The organism is Pseudomonas sp. GW822-FHT04H02 (genome assembly GCF_058800645.1).
Genome location: NZ_JBXAMM010000010.1, coordinates 197569 through 213143 on the forward strand (window position 1 = coordinate 197569; position 15575 = coordinate 213143).

The 15575-nt window shown below is 63.5% G+C and carries 12 protein-coding genes; 8 read left to right on the top strand and 4 right to left on the bottom strand.

Going from position 1 to position 15575, the window contains the following annotated elements; all coding sequences use genetic code 11:
• Positions 1 to 28 precede the first annotated feature (28 nt).
• Complete coding sequence (gene uvrD, locus AC1RMG_RS31855) at positions 29 to 2212, bottom strand: DNA helicase II (RefSeq protein ID WP_011064327.1); 2184 nt, start codon at positions 2210 to 2212, stop codon at positions 29 to 31.
• Between the two features lie 247 nt (positions 2213 to 2459).
• Here uvrD and AC1RMG_RS31860 point away from each other — a divergent pair, with 247 nt between their 5' ends.
• From AC1RMG_RS31860 to AC1RMG_RS31870, 3 genes are all read left to right on the top strand, one after another.
• Positions 2460 to 5324: a putative bifunctional diguanylate cyclase/phosphodiesterase gene (locus AC1RMG_RS31860; RefSeq protein ID WP_011064326.1), complete on the top strand. Its 2865-nt coding sequence runs from the start codon at positions 2460 to 2462 to the stop codon at positions 5322 to 5324.
• Positions 5325 to 5491: 167 nt separating this feature from the next.
• A complete protein-coding gene (gene hexR, locus AC1RMG_RS31865; protein ID WP_011064325.1) occupies positions 5492 to 6358 on the top strand; it encodes a transcriptional regulator HexR in 867 nt (288 codons plus the stop codon).
• Positions 6359 to 6543: 185 nt separating this feature from the next.
• Positions 6544 to 6756 (top strand): PA3496 family putative envelope integrity protein, encoded by a 213-nt coding sequence (locus AC1RMG_RS31870; protein WP_072451902.1) that lies wholly within the window; start codon positions 6544 to 6546, stop codon positions 6754 to 6756.
• On the opposite strand, the gene AC1RMG_RS31875 is transcribed toward AC1RMG_RS31870, so the two are convergent.
• A complete protein-coding gene (locus tag AC1RMG_RS31875) occupies positions 6698 to 7660 on the bottom strand; it encodes a LysR family transcriptional regulator (RefSeq protein ID WP_410037215.1) in 963 nt (320 codons plus the stop codon). The two genes, AC1RMG_RS31870 and AC1RMG_RS31875, sit on opposite strands and share 59 nt — an antisense overlap.
• A gap of 190 nt (positions 7661 to 7850) precedes the next feature.
• On the opposite strand from AC1RMG_RS31875, the gene AC1RMG_RS31880 reads away from it, so the two are divergent.
• The 4 genes from AC1RMG_RS31880 to AC1RMG_RS31895 all read left to right on the top strand — a co-directional run bounded on the left by AC1RMG_RS31880 (position 7851) and on the right by AC1RMG_RS31895 (position 12859).
• Positions 7851 to 9266: an acetyl-CoA carboxylase biotin carboxylase subunit gene (locus tag AC1RMG_RS31880; protein WP_015637534.1), complete on the top strand. Its 1416-nt coding sequence runs from the start codon at positions 7851 to 7853 to the stop codon at positions 9264 to 9266.
• A gap of 11 nt (positions 9267 to 9277) precedes the next feature.
• Entirely contained in the window at positions 9278 to 11086 is a 1809-nt protein-coding gene (gene oadA, locus AC1RMG_RS31885; protein ID WP_011064322.1) for a sodium-extruding oxaloacetate decarboxylase subunit alpha, read from the top strand.
• 232 nt (positions 11087 to 11318) lie between these two features.
• A complete protein-coding gene (locus AC1RMG_RS31890) occupies positions 11319 to 12593 on the top strand; it encodes a type II toxin-antitoxin system HipA family toxin (RefSeq protein WP_123577250.1) in 1275 nt (424 codons plus the stop codon).
• A complete protein-coding gene (locus AC1RMG_RS31895; protein WP_011064320.1) occupies positions 12590 to 12859 on the top strand; it encodes a helix-turn-helix domain-containing protein in 270 nt (89 codons plus the stop codon). The genes AC1RMG_RS31890 and AC1RMG_RS31895 overlap by 4 nt, the downstream gene beginning before the upstream one ends.
• Positions 12860 to 12862: 3 nt before the next feature.
• On the opposite strand, the gene AC1RMG_RS31900 is transcribed toward AC1RMG_RS31895, so the two are convergent.
• Together AC1RMG_RS31900 and AC1RMG_RS31905 are read right to left on the bottom strand one after the other, a co-directional pair.
• Complete coding sequence (locus tag AC1RMG_RS31900; RefSeq protein ID WP_493171031.1) at positions 12863 to 13699, bottom strand: amino acid ABC transporter permease; 837 nt, start codon at positions 13697 to 13699, stop codon at positions 12863 to 12865.
• Positions 13696 to 14517, bottom strand: coding sequence for an ABC transporter substrate-binding protein (locus AC1RMG_RS31905; RefSeq protein WP_011064318.1), 822 nt, complete (start codon positions 14515 to 14517; stop codon positions 13696 to 13698). Before AC1RMG_RS31905 ends, AC1RMG_RS31900 begins: the two co-directional genes overlap by 4 nt.
• 110 nt (positions 14518 to 14627) lie before the next feature.
• Here AC1RMG_RS31905 and AC1RMG_RS31910 point away from each other — a divergent pair, with 110 nt between their 5' ends.
• Positions 14628 to 15527, top strand: a complete 900-nt coding sequence (locus AC1RMG_RS31910) for a homocysteine S-methyltransferase family protein (RefSeq protein WP_103291485.1) — start codon at positions 14628 to 14630, stop codon at positions 15525 to 15527.
• The last annotated feature ends 48 nt before the right edge of the window (positions 15528 to 15575 follow it).

Below are 15575 nucleotides of genomic sequence, written 5' to 3' on the forward strand. Positions count from 1 at the left end.
GCACGCCGGCTCCTACGGTCGGGTGGGGTTAGATGGCTTCCAGCTTGGCATAGCCGAGCATCAGCCACTTGCTGCCTTCGCTGAAGTTGACCTGGACCCGGGCCTGGGCGCCGGCGCCCTCGAAATTGAGGATCACCCCGTCGCCGAACACCGAGTGCCGTACCGCCTGGCCGAGGCTCAGGCCGGTGTCCGGGATTTCGCTGCCGCCGAACAGGCTGCTGGTACTTTGTGACTGGCCGCCGCCGAAAGGCCGGCTGACGCTGTTGGACAGCCGCACTTCCTGAATCAGCCCCTTGGGCACCTCGCGCACGAAACGCGACACCTTGTTGTAGGTTTCGCTGCCGTACAGGCGTCGGGTTTCCGCGTAGGTCATCACCAGGTTCTGCATTGCCCGGGTAATGCCCACATACGCCAGCCGGCGTTCTTCCTCAAGGCGGCCGGGTTCTTCCAGGCTCATCTTGTGGGGGAACAGGCCTTCTTCCATGCCCACCAGGAACACGTAGGGGAACTCCAGACCCTTGGCGCTGTGCAGGGTCATCAGTTGCACGCTGTCTTCATGCTCGTCGGCCTGGGTATCGCCGGCTTCCAGGGAAGCGTGGCCGAGGAATGCCGCCAGGGGCGTCAGGTCTTCGTCCTCTTCGGTGTTCTCGAAGTTGCGCGCGGCGCTCACCAGTTCCTCGAGGTTTTCCACCCGGGCCTGGCCTTTTTCGCCTTTTTCCGCTTCGTGGTAGGCAATCAGCCCCGACTGCTCGATGACGGTCTGGGTCATCAGGTGCAGGGGCATTTCCAGGGTCTTGGCGGCGAGGTTTTCGATCAGTTCGATAAAGGCCCCCAGCGCACCTGCAGCGCGCCCGGTCAGGCCCTTATTGGCCACCAGCTGGCGCATGGCTTCCCACATCGATACATCGCTGTGGCGCGCATGCTCGCGGATGGCTTCGACGGTCTTCTCGCCGATGCCCCGGGCTGGCACGTTGATCACCCGTTCCAGGGCTGCGTCGTTGCCACGGCCTTCCAGGAGGCGCAGGTAAGCCATGGCGTTCTTGATTTCCGCCCGCTCGAAGAAGCGCTGGCCGCCATAGATGCGGTACGGAATGCGTTCGCGCAGCAAGGCTTCTTCCAGCACCCGGGACTGGGCGTTGGAGCGGTAGAGAATGGCGATGTCGCTGCGGGCCAGGCCGGTCTTCAGCGCGCTCTCGATGGTTTCCACTACATAGCGGGCTTCATCGTGCTCGTTGAAGGCGGCATACAGGTTGATGGCTTCACCGTCGCCGCCGTCGGTCCACAGCTCCTTGCCCAGGCGCCCGGTGTTGTTGGCGATCAGGGCGTTGGCAGCCTTGAGGATGCCCGCAGTAGAGCGGTAGTTCTGCTCCAGGCGGATCACTTCGGTGTCCGGGAAGTCGGCGGAGTACTGGTGGATGTTCTCGATTTTCGCCCCGCGCCAGCCATAGATCGACTGGTCGTCGTCGCCCACCACCATCAGGCTGTCGCCACCCTGGGCCAGCAACCGCAGCCAGGCGTATTGCACGGCGTTGGTGTCCTGGAACTCGTCCACCAGCACGTGGCGGAAACGCTTCTGGTAGTGCGCCAGCAAACCCGGGTGGTCGCGCCACAGGTCCAGGGCGCGCAGCAGCAGTTCGGAGAAGTCGATGACCCCGGCACGCTGGCAAGCGGCCTCGTAGGCCTCATAGATGCCGCGCATGGTGGCCAGGAACAGGTCGCCGCTGGCCTGGATATGTTGCGGGCGCAGGCCTTCGTCCTTCTGCCCGTTAATGAACCACTGGGCCTGGCGGGCCGGCCAGCGCTGTTCGTCCAGTCCCAGCTCGCGGATCACCCGCTTGACCAGGCGTTGCTGGTCGTCGCTGTCGAGGATCTGGAAGGTCTGGCTCAGCCCCGCTTCCTGCCAGTGGGCCCGCAGCAGGCGGTGGGCCAGGCCGTGGAAGGTGCCGACCCACATGCCTGCCGGGTTGATGCCCAGCAGTTGTTCGATGCGGTGGCGCATCTCGGCTGCGGCCTTGTTGGTGAAGGTCACCGACAGGATCGAGTGGGGCGAGGCGTTCTCGACCTGGATCAACCAGGCGATACGGTGCACCAGCACACGGGTTTTGCCGGAGCCAGCACCGGCCAGGACCAACTGACGACCCACGGAGGCGGCTACGGCCTGGCGTTGGGCGTCGTTGAGGGAGTTCAACAGGAGGGAGAGATCATCGCGCATCGGGGCATTCTAGGGGGCGGCGCCACCCCGGGCAAACCCGGCTTTGCATTAGCCGATAAAACAGCCGCCGATGACGACCGGTTGGTCACAGGCCCCAGCCATTGGCGCTTCTCGCCCGGACGCTTTCAGGGTGCAAGCCGGGCCATCCGGTTTTATCGATTTTATGACCTGGAGCAGTTTGGCTCGGGGCTTTGCTTGTGTATGCTCCGGCGACGTTTCGGGCTCAACCATTATAAGAACACTGCCTATGACACTTAACCCCGACCTGTCCGGGCCCTTTGTGGAGCCCCGGGTCATCCGCCAGCACTACGCCGTGGAGATGGCAGTGGAGCGTACGCGCCTGCTGTACCAGGGCTCGTTGCTGCCGACCTTGTTCATGTTGCTCAACGGCCTGGTGTGCACCTGGCTGCTATGGAGCCCGGCGCGCTATCTGTTGCTCAGTGTGTGGATGGTCTGGCTGCTGGCCCTGGTGGCCTTGCGGGTGATCCAGGTGGCGGCCTTCGATTCGGCGATTCCCAGCCGCCAGGCACAGCCGGTGTGGCAACGCATGTTTCTCCTGGGCTCGGCGGTCAGTGGCCTGACCCTGGCCTGCGCCGGCATCGCCCTGGTGCCCACCGACAATTTCCTGCAGCAGGCCTGGGTCTTCGGCCTCATCGGTGCGGCCATCCTGTCGGCCAGCGTAGCCTACGCGGTGAGCCTGCAGGCCTTCCTTTCATTCACCTTGCCATGTCTGTTGCCGGCCATCGCCTACCTGTTCTGGGGCGGCGACGACCAGCAGCGTGGCTGGGGCTGGCTCGGGCTGATCCTGCTGGTGTCCCTGAGTGTGGTGGCCTGGCAGGTCAACCGCCTGATGCAGCGCGGCCTGCTGCGGCGCTTTCAGAACCAGGCCCTGATCGAGCACCTGCAGAATGCCCAGGGCCGCAGCGATCAGCTCAACCGCGAGCTGGCCCGGGAAGTGGAGCAGCGCCGCCGTGCCGAGGAGCAACTGCGCGAAGCCCAGACCGGGCTGGAACAGCGAGTGGCCCAGCGCAGCCTGGAGCTGGACGCCGCCAACCAGGCCCTGAGCAAGAGCGAGGCGCGCCTGGCCCTGGCCCTGAACGCCAGCGAGCTGGGGCTGTGGGACTGGAACCTGCAGACCGACGAGGTCCATCACACCCAGATCAAGGAGCTGTTCGGCCTGGAGCCGGAAGATGTCACGGCCATGCTCAGCCATCTCAAGCCACGCCTGCATCCGGAAGACCTGCCCCTGCTCAAGCGCGCCCTGGTGGAGCACCTCAAGGGCCGCAGCGACGATTACCAGGTGGAGTACCGGGTACGCCACGGCGCCGGCCACTGGGTGTGGATCGAGGACCGTGGCCGGGCCGTGGAGCGCAGCCCCAGTGGCCGGGTGCTGCGCATGGCCGGCACCCGTCGCGACATCAGTGCCGACAAGGAGCTGGAGGTCCAGCGCAACCTGGCGGCCACGGTGTTCGAGGCGGCCAGCGAAGGCATCGTCATCCTCGACCCCGATTATGCCTTGATCGCCGCCAATCAGGCCTTCAGCCAGGTCACCGGCTACCAGATCGAAGACATGCTCGGGCGCAATGTAGTGGAGCTGTCGTGCAGCCGCGATGCGCGCCGGCACTACCCGTTGATCCACCAGGCCCTGGAACAGTACGGCAGCTGGCAGGGCGAGTTGGTGGAGACACGCAAGAACGGCGAGCTCTACCCGCAATGGCTGCAATTGAATGTCGTGCGTGATAAACGAGGAAAAGTCCGGCATATCGTGGGCTTCTTCGCCGATCTTTCGGCACGGCGCGAATCCGAGGAGCGCATGCGCTACCTCACCCATTACGACGAACTCACGGGGCTGGCCAACCGTTCGCTGTTCCGCGAGCGCCTGCGCGAGGCCCATCAGAGGGTGCGCCAGGGCGGCCGCAGCCTGGCCTTGCTGCACATCAACCTGGACCGTTTCAAGCTGCTCAACGACAGCCTTGGCCATGAAGTGGCCGACCAGTTGCTGCAAAAGATGGCCCGGCGGCTGGTCAATGCCTTGCCGGAAGCCGACACCATCGCCCGGCTTTCCGGGGACGAATTCGCCGTGCTGTTCGACGCTTACGGCAGCCTGTCGAGCCTGACCCGGGTCGCTACCCGGCTGCTGAGCAAGCTGCGCCTGCCGATCACCGTCGAGGGCCATGAACTGGTGGTCAGCGCTTCCATGGGCATCAGCATGCTGCCCGACAGCGCCCGGGAGATCGCAGCCCTGATCAGCCAGGCGAACATGGCCATGGCCCATGCCAAGCACCTGGGCGGCAACAATTTCCAGTTCTATACCGAGAGCCTGCAAGCCAGCACCCTGGAGCGCCTGCAGCTGGAAAACCAGCTGCGCAAGGCCATTGAGGAGGGCCAGTTGACGGTCTTCTACCAACCCAAGCTGTGCCTGGCCAGCGGCCGTCTGAATGCCGCCGAGGCCCTGGTGCGCTGGGATCACCCCGTCATGGGCCGGGTGCCCCCGGGAGATTTCATCGGCCTGGCGGAAGAGACCGGATTGATCGGCCCCATTGGCGAGTTCGTGTTGCGCCAGGCGTGCCGCCAAGCCTGCGAATGGCAACGCCAGGGCCTGGAGCCGATTCGCGTGTCGGTCAACCTGTCGGTGTATCAGTTGCGCCAGGGCAAGCTGGTGAGCCTGGTGCGCCAGGTGCTGGAAGAAACAGGCCTGGAGCCGCATTTTCTCGAACTGGAACTGACCGAAAGCCAACTGCTGGACAGCGTCGAGCACATCATCGCGACCTTCCAGCAACTGCGGGGCCTGGGGGTCAAGCTGGCCATCGACGACTTCGGCACTGGCTATTCGTCCCTGAGTTACCTGAAACGGATCCCGGTGGATTACGTGAAGATCGATCAGGCCTTCATTCGCGGCCTGGCCGAGGGCGGTGAGGACGCGGCGATCACCCGGGCGATCATCGCCATGGCTCATGGGCTGTCGTTGAAAGTGGTGGCCGAAGGGGTGGAAGACCCGGCGCAACTGGCCTTCCTCAAGGCGGAACACTGCGACGAGGTGCAGGGCTACCTGATCAGCCGCCCGGTGGCCGCCGAAGGCCTCGCGCTGCTGTTGCAGGCCCAGAGCCGGTAGCCGCCAGGGCTGCCTGCCACAACGGCTACATAAGTCGTACCCGGCTGAAAATGGGGGGCAGGCAGGCAACTTCGTGATGCATTGGGCGGGCAAAAAGCCGATTCCTGTAGTATAACTACAAGCTTGCTACATCCCCGGCGTCAGCCAATAACAATGAGTCCAGCCCTTTGAACCTGTTGCAGCACATCGCCCAGTCACGTCATTTGTTACGCAAATCGGAACTCAAGGTCGCCGATCACGTGCTCCTTGATCCTGCGGCCGTGATGCACAGTTCCATGGCGGACCTGGCCCACAGCGTGGGCATCAGTGAACCGACCATCGTGCGCTTCTGCCGGGCCATCGGCTGCTCCGGCTTCCAGGACCTCAAGCTCAAGCTGGCGCAGAGCCTTGCCGCCGGGGCCAGCTTCGGCCAATTCGCGATCCATGAAGACGATTCGGTCGCCGACTACAGCCTGAAGATCTTCGACACCACCCTGCATACCCTGATGGAGGTCCGCGAGAAGCTCGATCCGGTGGCCCTGCAGCAGGCGGTGACCGCCATGTCCCAGGCCCAGCGCGTGGAGTTCTACGGCTTTGGTGCCTCGGGCGCGGTAGCGGCGGATGCACAGCACAAGTTCTTCCGTTTGCTGCTGACCGCAGCGGCCTATTCCGACCCGCACATGCAAGCGATGTCGGCGGTGACCTTGAAGCCTACCGATGTCGCCATCTGCATTTCCCAGTCCGGTCGTTCCAAGGACCTGCTGATCACCGCCAACCTGGTACGTGAAAGCGGCGCCTCGCTGATCACCCTGTGCCCGAGCCAGACGCCGTTGGCCGAACTGTCCACGGTCAACCTGGCGATCGACGTGCATGAAGACACCGAGATCTACACCCCGCTGACCTCGCGTATCGCCCACCTGGTGGTGATCGACGTGCTGGCGATGGGCGTGGCCATGGCTCGCGGGCCGAGCCTGGTGAACCACCTCAAGAGCGTCAAGCGCAGCTTGCGCAGCCTGCGCCTGTCGCCCAAGTCGGTGAAAGCCCTGGACGACTGAGTCTCTCTGGCCGGTGATGAGGCCTCGGGGTTGTGCATCGCGCTGACCGATGCCTTCGCTGGCAAGCCAGCTCCTACAGAAAGGTAGGCGCTGTGAATGTTCATCGTCCTGTAACCGACCCGCCGCCAAACCGTAACCGCCGACGTCCATCGTGAAGCTTCCGTACTCGCATTGGGAGACTCGAAATGGCCCGGCCTTACGAAGAGAGCAACAGCGCAGTCAAGACCCGTCGTCAGCAGGAAGACCAGCGCCGCATGGAATTTCGTCGTGCGATCGAACACCGCTTCGAGCTGCGTCAGTTACAGCAGCAAATCAACGATTACCCCGAGCTGGACGCCGTCAATTACTGGCAGGCGGCGCCCGCAGCTTCCCGTCGAAGCGTTCAACCAAGCCGCTGATCTGCACCCGTTCGCTGCGGATGAATCCCAGGAACGCATGCGCTACCGGTGACAGGCGCTTGGCTTTGGCCTGCACCAGGCACCAGCTGCGCAGCAATGGCAGCTCTTCGACCGGCAACTCGACCAACCCGCCGGTCGCCAACTCAAGGTTCAGGGCGTGGCGCGTCAACAAGGCCACGCCCAGACCTGCCCGCACGCACTCGCGCTGAGCCTCGGCCGACGACACTTCAAGGATCTGGGTGAAGTGCACGCGCTTCTCCTTGAAATACTCCTCGCACGCCAGGCGTGTGCCTGAACCCTGTTCGCGCAGTACCAGCGTGTAGGGCTCCAGGTCCTGCAGGCGCAGCGGGCCCATGTGGCTCAGGGCGTGCTCCGGCGGGGCCACCGCGACGATCGGGTTGTTGAGGAAGGGCAGGAACTCCAGCTCCATGTCCTGGGGCACCATGGACATGATCACCAGGTCGTCGCGATTGTCCGAGAGCCGGCGGATCACCTGGGAGCGGTTGACCACCGTCAGTTGCAGGTGCACTTCCGGGTGCTGGCGCTTGAAGGCGGCGAACAGGTGCGGCACGAAGTACTTGGCGCTGGATTCGATGGCCAGCTTGAGCTGGCCCTGCAGCGAACCCTGCATGTCGGAGAGCTGCATGTCGAGGTTCTCCAGGCGCCCGAAGATGTCCCGGCTGGCCCGTTGCAGCGCTTCGGCGGCTTCGGTCATGTAGAGCTTCTTGCCCACATAGTCGAACAGCGGCTGGCCGATCAGCTCCTCCAACTGGCGAATCTGCAGGCTGACCGCGGGCTGGGTGAGGGACATTTCATCGGCGGCGCGGCTGTAGGAGCGTAGATCGCAGACTTCATTGAAAATCTGCAACTGACGCAATGTCAGTCTCATCAAGGACTTGCGCATTTCTTGAGGGCTCGCGCCAAGGGCTGGTGGCATGACTATAAGTCTTTACTTATGGCCAACCCAATAATTATTGATTTTTGTTAATCCCTCTGCAGAGCTAGTGTGTCGCTGCGACTGACTTGAAACATTTGGTCACGCGCCGACTCGGTCTAGCGGGTCGTCTGTTTCAACGGCTCAAGGGAACCTCCAAGTGATAAAAAAGATCCTGATCGCCAACCGTGGTGAGATTGCCGTACGAATCGTGCGTGCCTGCGCGGAAATGGGCATCCGTTCGGTAGCGATCTTCTCCGACGCCGATCGCCATGCCTTGCATGTAAAGCGCGCGGATGAGGCCCACAGCATTGGCGCCGAGCCGCTGGCCGGCTACCTGAACCCACGCAAACTGGTGAACCTGGCGGTGGAAACCGGCTGTGATGCGCTGCATCCCGGCTATGGGTTTCTCTCGGAAAACGCCGAACTGGCGGACATCTGCGCCGAACGTGGAATCAAGTTCATTGGCCCGTCGGCGGAAGTGATCCGCCGCATGGGCGACAAGACCGAAGCCCGCCGCAGCATGATCAAGGCGGGCGTGCCGGTGACTCCGGGCACCGAAGGCAACGTGGCCGATATCCACGAAGCCCTGTCCGAAGGCGACCGCATCGGCTACCCGGTGATGCTCAAGGCCACCTCCGGTGGTGGCGGGCGCGGCATCCGTCGTTGCAACAGCCGTGAAGAGCTGGAGCAGGCTTTCCCCCGGGTCATTTCCGAAGCCACCAAGGCCTTCGGTTCGGCGGAAGTGTTCCTGGAAAAGTGCATCGTCAATCCCAAGCACATCGAAGCGCAGATCCTCGGTGACAGCTTTGGCAACGTGGTGCACCTGTTCGAGCGCGACTGCTCGATCCAGCGCCGCAACCAGAAGCTCATCGAGATTGCCCCGAGCCCGCAGCTGACCCCGGAACAGCGCGCCTACATCGGCGACCTGTCGGTGCGCGCGGCCAAGGCCGTGGGCTACGAGAACGCCGGCACCGTGGAGTTCCTGCTCGCCGAGGGCGAGGTGTACTTCATGGAGATGAACACCCGGGTGCAGGTGGAACACACCATCACCGAAGAAATCACCGGCATCGATATCGTCCGCGAGCAGATCCGCATTGCTTCCGGCCTGCCGCTCTCGGTGAAACAGGAAGACATCCAGCACCGCGGCTTTGCCCTGCAGTTCCGGATCAATGCCGAGGACCCGAAGAACAACTTCCTGCCCAGCTTCGGCAAGATCACCCGCTACTACGCCCCCGGCGGCCCGGGCGTGCGCACCGACACGGCGATCTACACCGGCTACACCATTCCGCCGTTCTACGACTCCATGTGCCTGAAACTCGTGGTCTGGGCCCTGACCTGGGAAGAAGCGATGGACCGTGGCCTGCGCGCCCTGGACGACATGCGCCTGCAAGGGGTCAAGACCACCGCCGCCTATTACCAGGAAATCCTGCGTAACCCGGAATTCCGCAGCGGTCAGTTCAACACCAGCTTCGTTGAGAGCCACCCGGAACTGACCAACTACTCGATCAAGCGCAAACCCGAAGAGCTGGCCCTGGCCATCGCCGCCGCCATTGCCGCCCACGCAGGCCTGTGAGGAATAAAACAATGTCCAAGAAGATTCATGTAACCGACACCATCCTGCGCGACGCCCACCAATCGCTGCTGGCGACCCGCATGCGCACCGACGACATGCTGCCGATCTGCGACAAGCTCGACAAAGTCGGCTACTGGTCCCTGGAAGTCTGGGGCGGCGCCACCTTCGATGCCTGCGTGCGCTTTCTCAAGGAAGACCCCTGGGAGCGCCTGCGCAAACTGCGCGCCGCGCTGCCCAACACCCGCCTGCAGATGCTCCTGCGCGGCCAGAACCTGCTGGGCTACCGCCATTACAGCGATGACGTGGTCAAGGCCTTCGTGGCCAAGGCGGCGGTCAATGGCATCGACGTGTTCCGCATCTTCGACGCCATGAACGACGTGCGTAACCTGCGGGTCGCCATCGAAGCGGTGAAAGCCGCCGGCAAGCACGCCCAGGGCACCATCGCCTACACCACCAGCCCGGTGCACACCATCGAGGCCTTCGTGGCCCAGGGCAAGCAGATGGAAGCCATGGGCTGCGACTCCATCGCGATCAAGGACATGGCCGGCCTGTTGACCCCTTACGCCACCGGCGAGCTGGTCAAGGCGCTGAAGGCCGAGCTGTCGCTGCCGGTGTTCATCCACTCCCATGACACCGCGGGCCTGGCCGCGATGTGCCAACTCAAGGCCATCGAGAACGGCGCCGATCATATCGACACCGCCATCTCCAGCTTCGCCTGGGGCACCAGTCACCCGGGTACCGAATCCATGGTCGCAGCCCTCAAAGGCAGCGAGTTCGACACCGGCCTGGACCTGGAGCTGCTGCAGGAAATCGGCCTGTACTTCTACGCCGTGCGCAAGAAGTACCACCAGTTCGAAAGCGAATTCACTGCGGTCGATACCCGGGTGCAGGTCAACCAGGTGCCGGGCGGGATGATTTCCAACCTGGCCAACCAGCTCAAAGAGCAGGGCGCCCTGAACCGCATGAACGAAGTGCTGGCCGAGATTCCACGGGTCCGTCACGACCTGGGCTACCCGCCGCTGGTGACCCCGACTTCGCAGATCGTCGGTACCCAGGCGTTCTTCAACGTCCTGGCTGGCGAGCGCTACAAGACCATCACCAACGAAGTGAAGCTCTACCTGCAAGGCGGCTACGGCAAGGCTCCGGGGGAAGTCGACGAGAAACTGCGGCGCCAGGCCATCGGCAGCGAGGAGGTGATCGATGTACGTCCCGCCGACCTGCTGAAGCCGGAAATGACCAAGCTGCGTGGCGAAATCGGCGCCCTGGCGCATTCCGAAGAAGACGTGCTGACCTACGCCATGTTCCCGGACATCGGGCGCAAGTTCCTCGAAGAGCGTGAGGCCGGCACCCTGGTTCCGGAAGTGCTGCTGCCGATTCCTGAAGCGGGCGGCGTGAGCAAGCCGGGCGGTGAAGGCGTGCCCACCGAGTTCGTCATCGACGTCCACGGCGAGACCTACCGCGTCGACATCACCGGCGTCGGGGTCAAGGCCGAAGGCAAGCGCCACTTCTACCTGTCCATCGACGGCATGCCGGAAGAGGTGGTGTTCGAACCTCTCAACGAATTCGTCGGCGGTGGTGGCAGCAAGCGCAAGCAGGCGAGCGCCCCGGGCCATGTCAGCACCACCATGCCGGGCAACATCGTCGATGTGCTGGTCAAGGAAGGCGACACGGTCAAGGCCGGCCAGGCGGTACTGATCACCGAAGCCATGAAGATGGAGACCGAAGTCCAGGCAGCGGTTGCCGGCAAGGTCGTGGCGATCCATGTGGCCAAGGGCGACCGGGTCAACCCGGGCGAGATCCTGATCGAGATCGAAGGCTGAGTTCAGGCCTTCATCTGCAACGCTTTACCTCGGGGAGGCTACGGCCTCCCTTTTTTTGTCTACGATTTGCCTGAGTGCATTTTAGTGCACTTATTGTCTGCAAAAATCGGCTGTATCTGCATTACAATGCATTTCGCAGAGGTAATGACGCACCAAAAGTGCATTAAATTGCAGGTAATGAATGCTACAGCTGACTTTACAGGTCCATCGCGCGGGGACGTGGAGCGATGCGATGACCCTGATTTTCGAGCATCCCGAGCAGGGTTTCACCAGCCCTTGCCGTCTGGGTTATGAGCAGTCGTACCTGGCAGGCAATCTGGAAGCCTTTGCCACGCCGCTGGCGGGATCGGTGAGTGTGCGTCTGCCGCTGACCTGGGAACTGCTGCGCAGTCCGGGCGCCCCGGCGTTCCTGTATGACATTGCGCCGACGCTCACCATGCAGCGTTTTTTGGCCGAGCGCTCGGTGGGCGCGCGCCCCGCCGGCATTGCCCCCGACTTGTTCCTGCTGGCCCGATCCAGCGCGGCCCCCATGGGCAATCTGCGGATCAAGGAGTCCCTTGCCGCCATGAATGAACGGCCGCTGCTGGGGTTCTCCCGGGCAGAGGTCAGCGCCCGCGACAACCGCTTTCTTGAATACGCCCATGAACAGGGAGCGGCAATGAGCGGGGCCACCGGTGCCGTTGGCGAGGCGACGAAGCTGCTGCTGACCCAGGGGCGTGACGGGTTGCTGTACCCCGATGCGCTGTTGGAAGACAGGTTGGCGGCGTGCCACTGGCTGGTGAAATGCCCGCCAGAGCAGGCGACGCCAAATGACTGCGACATGCTCAGAAGCGAGTTCCACTACTACCGGGCGCTGCAGCAGCTGGGCATCGATACGGTTCCCGCCCAAGGCCTGGCCCTGGAAGAGGAGCGGCAGCCGAGCCTGTGGATGCGACGCTTTGATCGTCGCCTGCACGGGCAGGGTGTGGAACGGCTGGCGCTGGAGTCCATCTATTCCCTGGCGGGGTTGCCCGGCCAGAGCCTGGGCATGCGGCACACCAAGGTCCTGGGGCTGCTGGCCGAACTCTGGCGAACCGCCGGGCAGGCCTCGGCGATCCCGGAGCTGGTGGCCGACTACCTGCGTCGGGACCTGCTCAACAAGATCCTTGGCAACTCGGCCAACCATGGGCGCAATACCTGGATCATCCGTCACGAGGGCCAGGTGCAGTTGGCGCCGATCCACGATCTGGCGCCTCGAGTGATGGATGACAAGGGCATTACCCGCAGCACCAAATGGCCCGGCCGGATGGAAGTGGCGGGTGATATCGACTGGCGCCAGGTGTGTGCCAGCCTCAAGCCGCTGATCGATCCCGATGCTGCGCTGACGCGCCTGCGCGAAGATGCCGAACGGCTACGGGCCCTGCCGGACCTGCTGAGTGCCGGGGGCTTGCCCGAGGCCACCCTGAATCACCCGCGCATTTACCTGCGTGACCTGGATCGACGCCTGCAGGAGTGGGGTTTGCGATGACTACGACCCTGGAACAGCGCGGCCTGCTGATCGATAACATCCGCCAGGAACTGGCCGCTGGGCGTTTGTCGGTTGGTGATGCGGTCAAGCGCCTGCGCACTGAAGTCACCGGGTTGCATCAGAGCCAGTTCGCCAGGATGTGCCGGATTTCCCTGCGTACCCTGATCCATATCGAACACGGCGACGGCAACCCGACCCTCAAGTCGCTGAACGCGGTGTTCAAGCCTTTCGGCCTGCAGATGGGCGTGGTTTCCCTGCGCCCTTGAGCTTCACCCGCGCTGAACGTAACCCTTGCCGTAATGCCTTTCCATCCGCGCCTGGATCAGTTCCAGGCCGATGGACAGCAGCCAGTAGATCAGCGCCGCGGTGCTGAGCATTTCGATGTAGCGGTAGCTGGAACGGCCGTAGGACTGGGCCAGGAACATCACTTCCCAGACTCCCATTACCGAGATCAGCGACGAGTCCTTGAGCATCGAGATGAACTGGTTGGTGGCCGGCGGAATGATGGTACGCATGGCCTGGGGCAGGGTCACCTGCCAGAAGATCACGCTGTCGCTCATGCCCAGGGCCAGGGCGGCCTGGCTCTGGCCATGGGGCACGCCGAGGATGCCGGCGCGGAAGATCTCGCTGAGGTAGGCGCCGTAGTTCAGCGACAGGGCGATGATCCCGGCGGTAATGGCGCCCGGCACCACCCCCAGTTGTGGCAGGCCGAGGTAGATCAGCAGGATCTGGATCAGCAGCGGTGTGCCGCGAAAGAACGAGGCGTAGAAGCTGGCGATGCCGAACGCCACGGCGCTCGAGGACAGCCGCGCCAGTGCGGTGACAAAGCCCAGCAGCGACGAGGCGACGATGGAGCAGGCGCAAAGGAACAGGGTCAGCGCCGCGCCCTGGAGGAAACCACTGGGGGACAGGTGCAGGCCCAGCAGGTTCGGCAGCTTGTCGAGGATGATCGAGAACTTCAGATCGAAGCTCAGGAAGAAGCTGGCGAACAGCACCAGCAACGCGGCCCAGGTCAGGTACAGGCGGGTGCGAAAGCCCAGCAGGCGCTTGAGCAGCGGTGCAGCCACCGCTTGTGGTGGCTGCGGCGGTGGCGTGTAGGCGGTCATTGGCTGATGTCGGCGCCGATCCATTTCTGCGACAGCTTGCTCAGGGTGCCGTCCTGCTTCAGCTGGGCGAAGACTTCACGCACCTTGGCATTCCACTGGGCATCGCCTTTCTCGATGGCCACCGAGTTGGGCTCGGCGTACAGCGGCTCGCCGGCCAGCTTGAAGCGCGAGTCCTGGGTCAGGCGCGGCTGGGCGGTGACCAGGTTGGTGAGGATCGCATCCAGGCGTACACCCGGGCCCAGGCCGAGGTCCTGGAAGGCCACGTTGTCGGTGTCGTAGGGGGCGATCTGCACATTCTCGAAGGGGTATTGCAGGTGGGTGTCCTCGGCGCCTTCGATCACCAGGTTCTTGTTCAGGTAGCCCTCGTAGCTGGAGGCGGCGGTGAGGCCGACCTTCTTGTCGCTCAGGTCCTGGGCGCCGTGGATCCGTTCATCCTTGGCGTTGACCACGATCACCGCCGGCGAGGCGTAGTACTGCACCGGGAAGTCGAAGACCTCGGCGCGGGCCTTGCTCGGGGTCATGGAGCAGATGCAGATGTCGTAGCGCCCGCTCCAGCGTCCGGCGGCGATCACATCCCAGGACGGGGTTTCCAGGCGCAGCCTGACCCCGAGCTTGTCGGCCACGGCCTTGGCCACGTCGACGTCGAAGCCGTCCAGCTGGTTCTGCTCGTTGAGGAAGGAGAAGGGCGGGTAGCTTTCCATCAGCACCCCGACCAGCTCCTTTTTCTGCTCGATACGTTCCAGGGTGGCGCCGGCGAAGGCTTGGGAGGAGGCGGCGAGAACGGTCAGGCCGAGGGCCAGCAGCGGTTTGAAATTCATCGAAAACCTGACTGAAAAAGAGTTGTTATTAACTGAATGGTGCGTATTAAATAGTTATAAGAACGACTCTGATAGTGAGTTATTTTCATAAGCATATGAGTGAAAAGCATATGGGCGCAGGTAGCACGGTAATTCTGGATGGCGGTATGGGTCGCGAGTTGCAGCGCCGTGGTGCGCCGTTCCGGCAACCCGAGTGGTCGGCACTGGCATTGAGCGAAGACCCCCGGGCGGTGGAGGCGGTGCACGCGGCCTATATCGACAGCGGTGCCAACGTGATCACCAGCAACAGCTACGCGGTGGTGCCGTTTCATATCGGCGAGGAACGTTTTGCCGCTGAAGGCCAAGCCCTGGCGGCTCTGGCCGGTGAGCTGGCGCGCCGCGCAGTAGAGGCCTCTGGCAAGCCAGTGCGGGTCGCGGGTTCGTTGCCGCCGCTGTTCGGTTCCTATCGCCCGGACCTGTTCGATGCGTCCCGGGTCGAGGAAGTGCTGAGCCCGCTGGTCAAGGGCCTGTCGCCTTTCGTGGACCTGTGGCTCGCAGAAACCCAAAGCTCCATCGCCGAGGCGCGGGCCATCCACGCCGGATTGCCCAAGGACGGCAAGCCGTTCTGGCTGTCCTTCACCCTGAAGGATGAAGACGTCGATGAAGTGCCACGCCTGCGTTCCGGCGAACCGGTGGCAGAAGCGGCGGCAGCGGCGGCGCAGTTGGGCGTGCAGACCCTGCTGTTCAACTGCAGCCAGCCGGAAGTGATTGGTGCGGCAGTGGATGCGGCTCGTGAAACCTTCGAGCGCTTGGGGGTGCAGATCCATATCGGCGTATACGCCAACGCCTTCCCGCCGCAGCCCGAGGATGCCACCGCCAACGATGGCCTGTGCCCGCTGCGTGAAGACCTGGACCCGCCGGGTTATCTGCACTGGGTAGCGGACTGGCACCAGCGCGGTGCCAGCCATGTGGGCGGTTGCTGCGGCATTGGGCCGGAGCATATTGCGGTGTTGGCGCAGAAGCTCGGTTGAGTCCTTCGCCGGCAAGCCGGCTCCTACACAGGCCTGTAGGAGCCGGCC

Coding starts and splice junctions, on each gene's coding strand:
- uvrD (WP_011064327.1), bottom strand. CDS start 2,212: ATGCGCGATGATCTCTCCCTCCTGTTGAACTCCCTCAACGACGCCCAA.
- AC1RMG_RS31860 (WP_011064326.1), top strand. CDS start 2,460: ATGACACTTAACCCCGACCTGTCCGGGCCCTTTGTGGAGCCCCGGGTC.
- AC1RMG_RS31870 (WP_072451902.1), top strand. CDS start 6,544: ATGGCCCGGCCTTACGAAGAGAGCAACAGCGCAGTCAAGACCCGTCGT.
- AC1RMG_RS31875 (WP_410037215.1), bottom strand. CDS start 7,660: ATGCGCAAGTCCTTGATGAGACTGACATTGCGTCAGTTGCAGATTTTC.
- oadA (WP_011064322.1), top strand. CDS start 9,278: ATGTCCAAGAAGATTCATGTAACCGACACCATCCTGCGCGACGCCCAC.
- AC1RMG_RS31890 (WP_123577250.1), top strand. CDS start 11,319: ATGACCCTGATTTTCGAGCATCCCGAGCAGGGTTTCACCAGCCCTTGC.
- AC1RMG_RS31895 (WP_011064320.1), top strand. CDS start 12,590: ATGACTACGACCCTGGAACAGCGCGGCCTGCTGATCGATAACATCCGC.
- AC1RMG_RS31900 (WP_493171031.1), bottom strand. CDS start 13,699: ATGACCGCCTACACGCCACCGCCGCAGCCACCACAAGCGGTGGCTGCA.
- AC1RMG_RS31905 (WP_011064318.1), bottom strand. CDS start 14,517: ATGAATTTCAAACCGCTGCTGGCCCTCGGCCTGACCGTTCTCGCCGCC.
- AC1RMG_RS31910 (WP_103291485.1), top strand. CDS start 14,628: ATGGGCGCAGGTAGCACGGTAATTCTGGATGGCGGTATGGGTCGCGAG.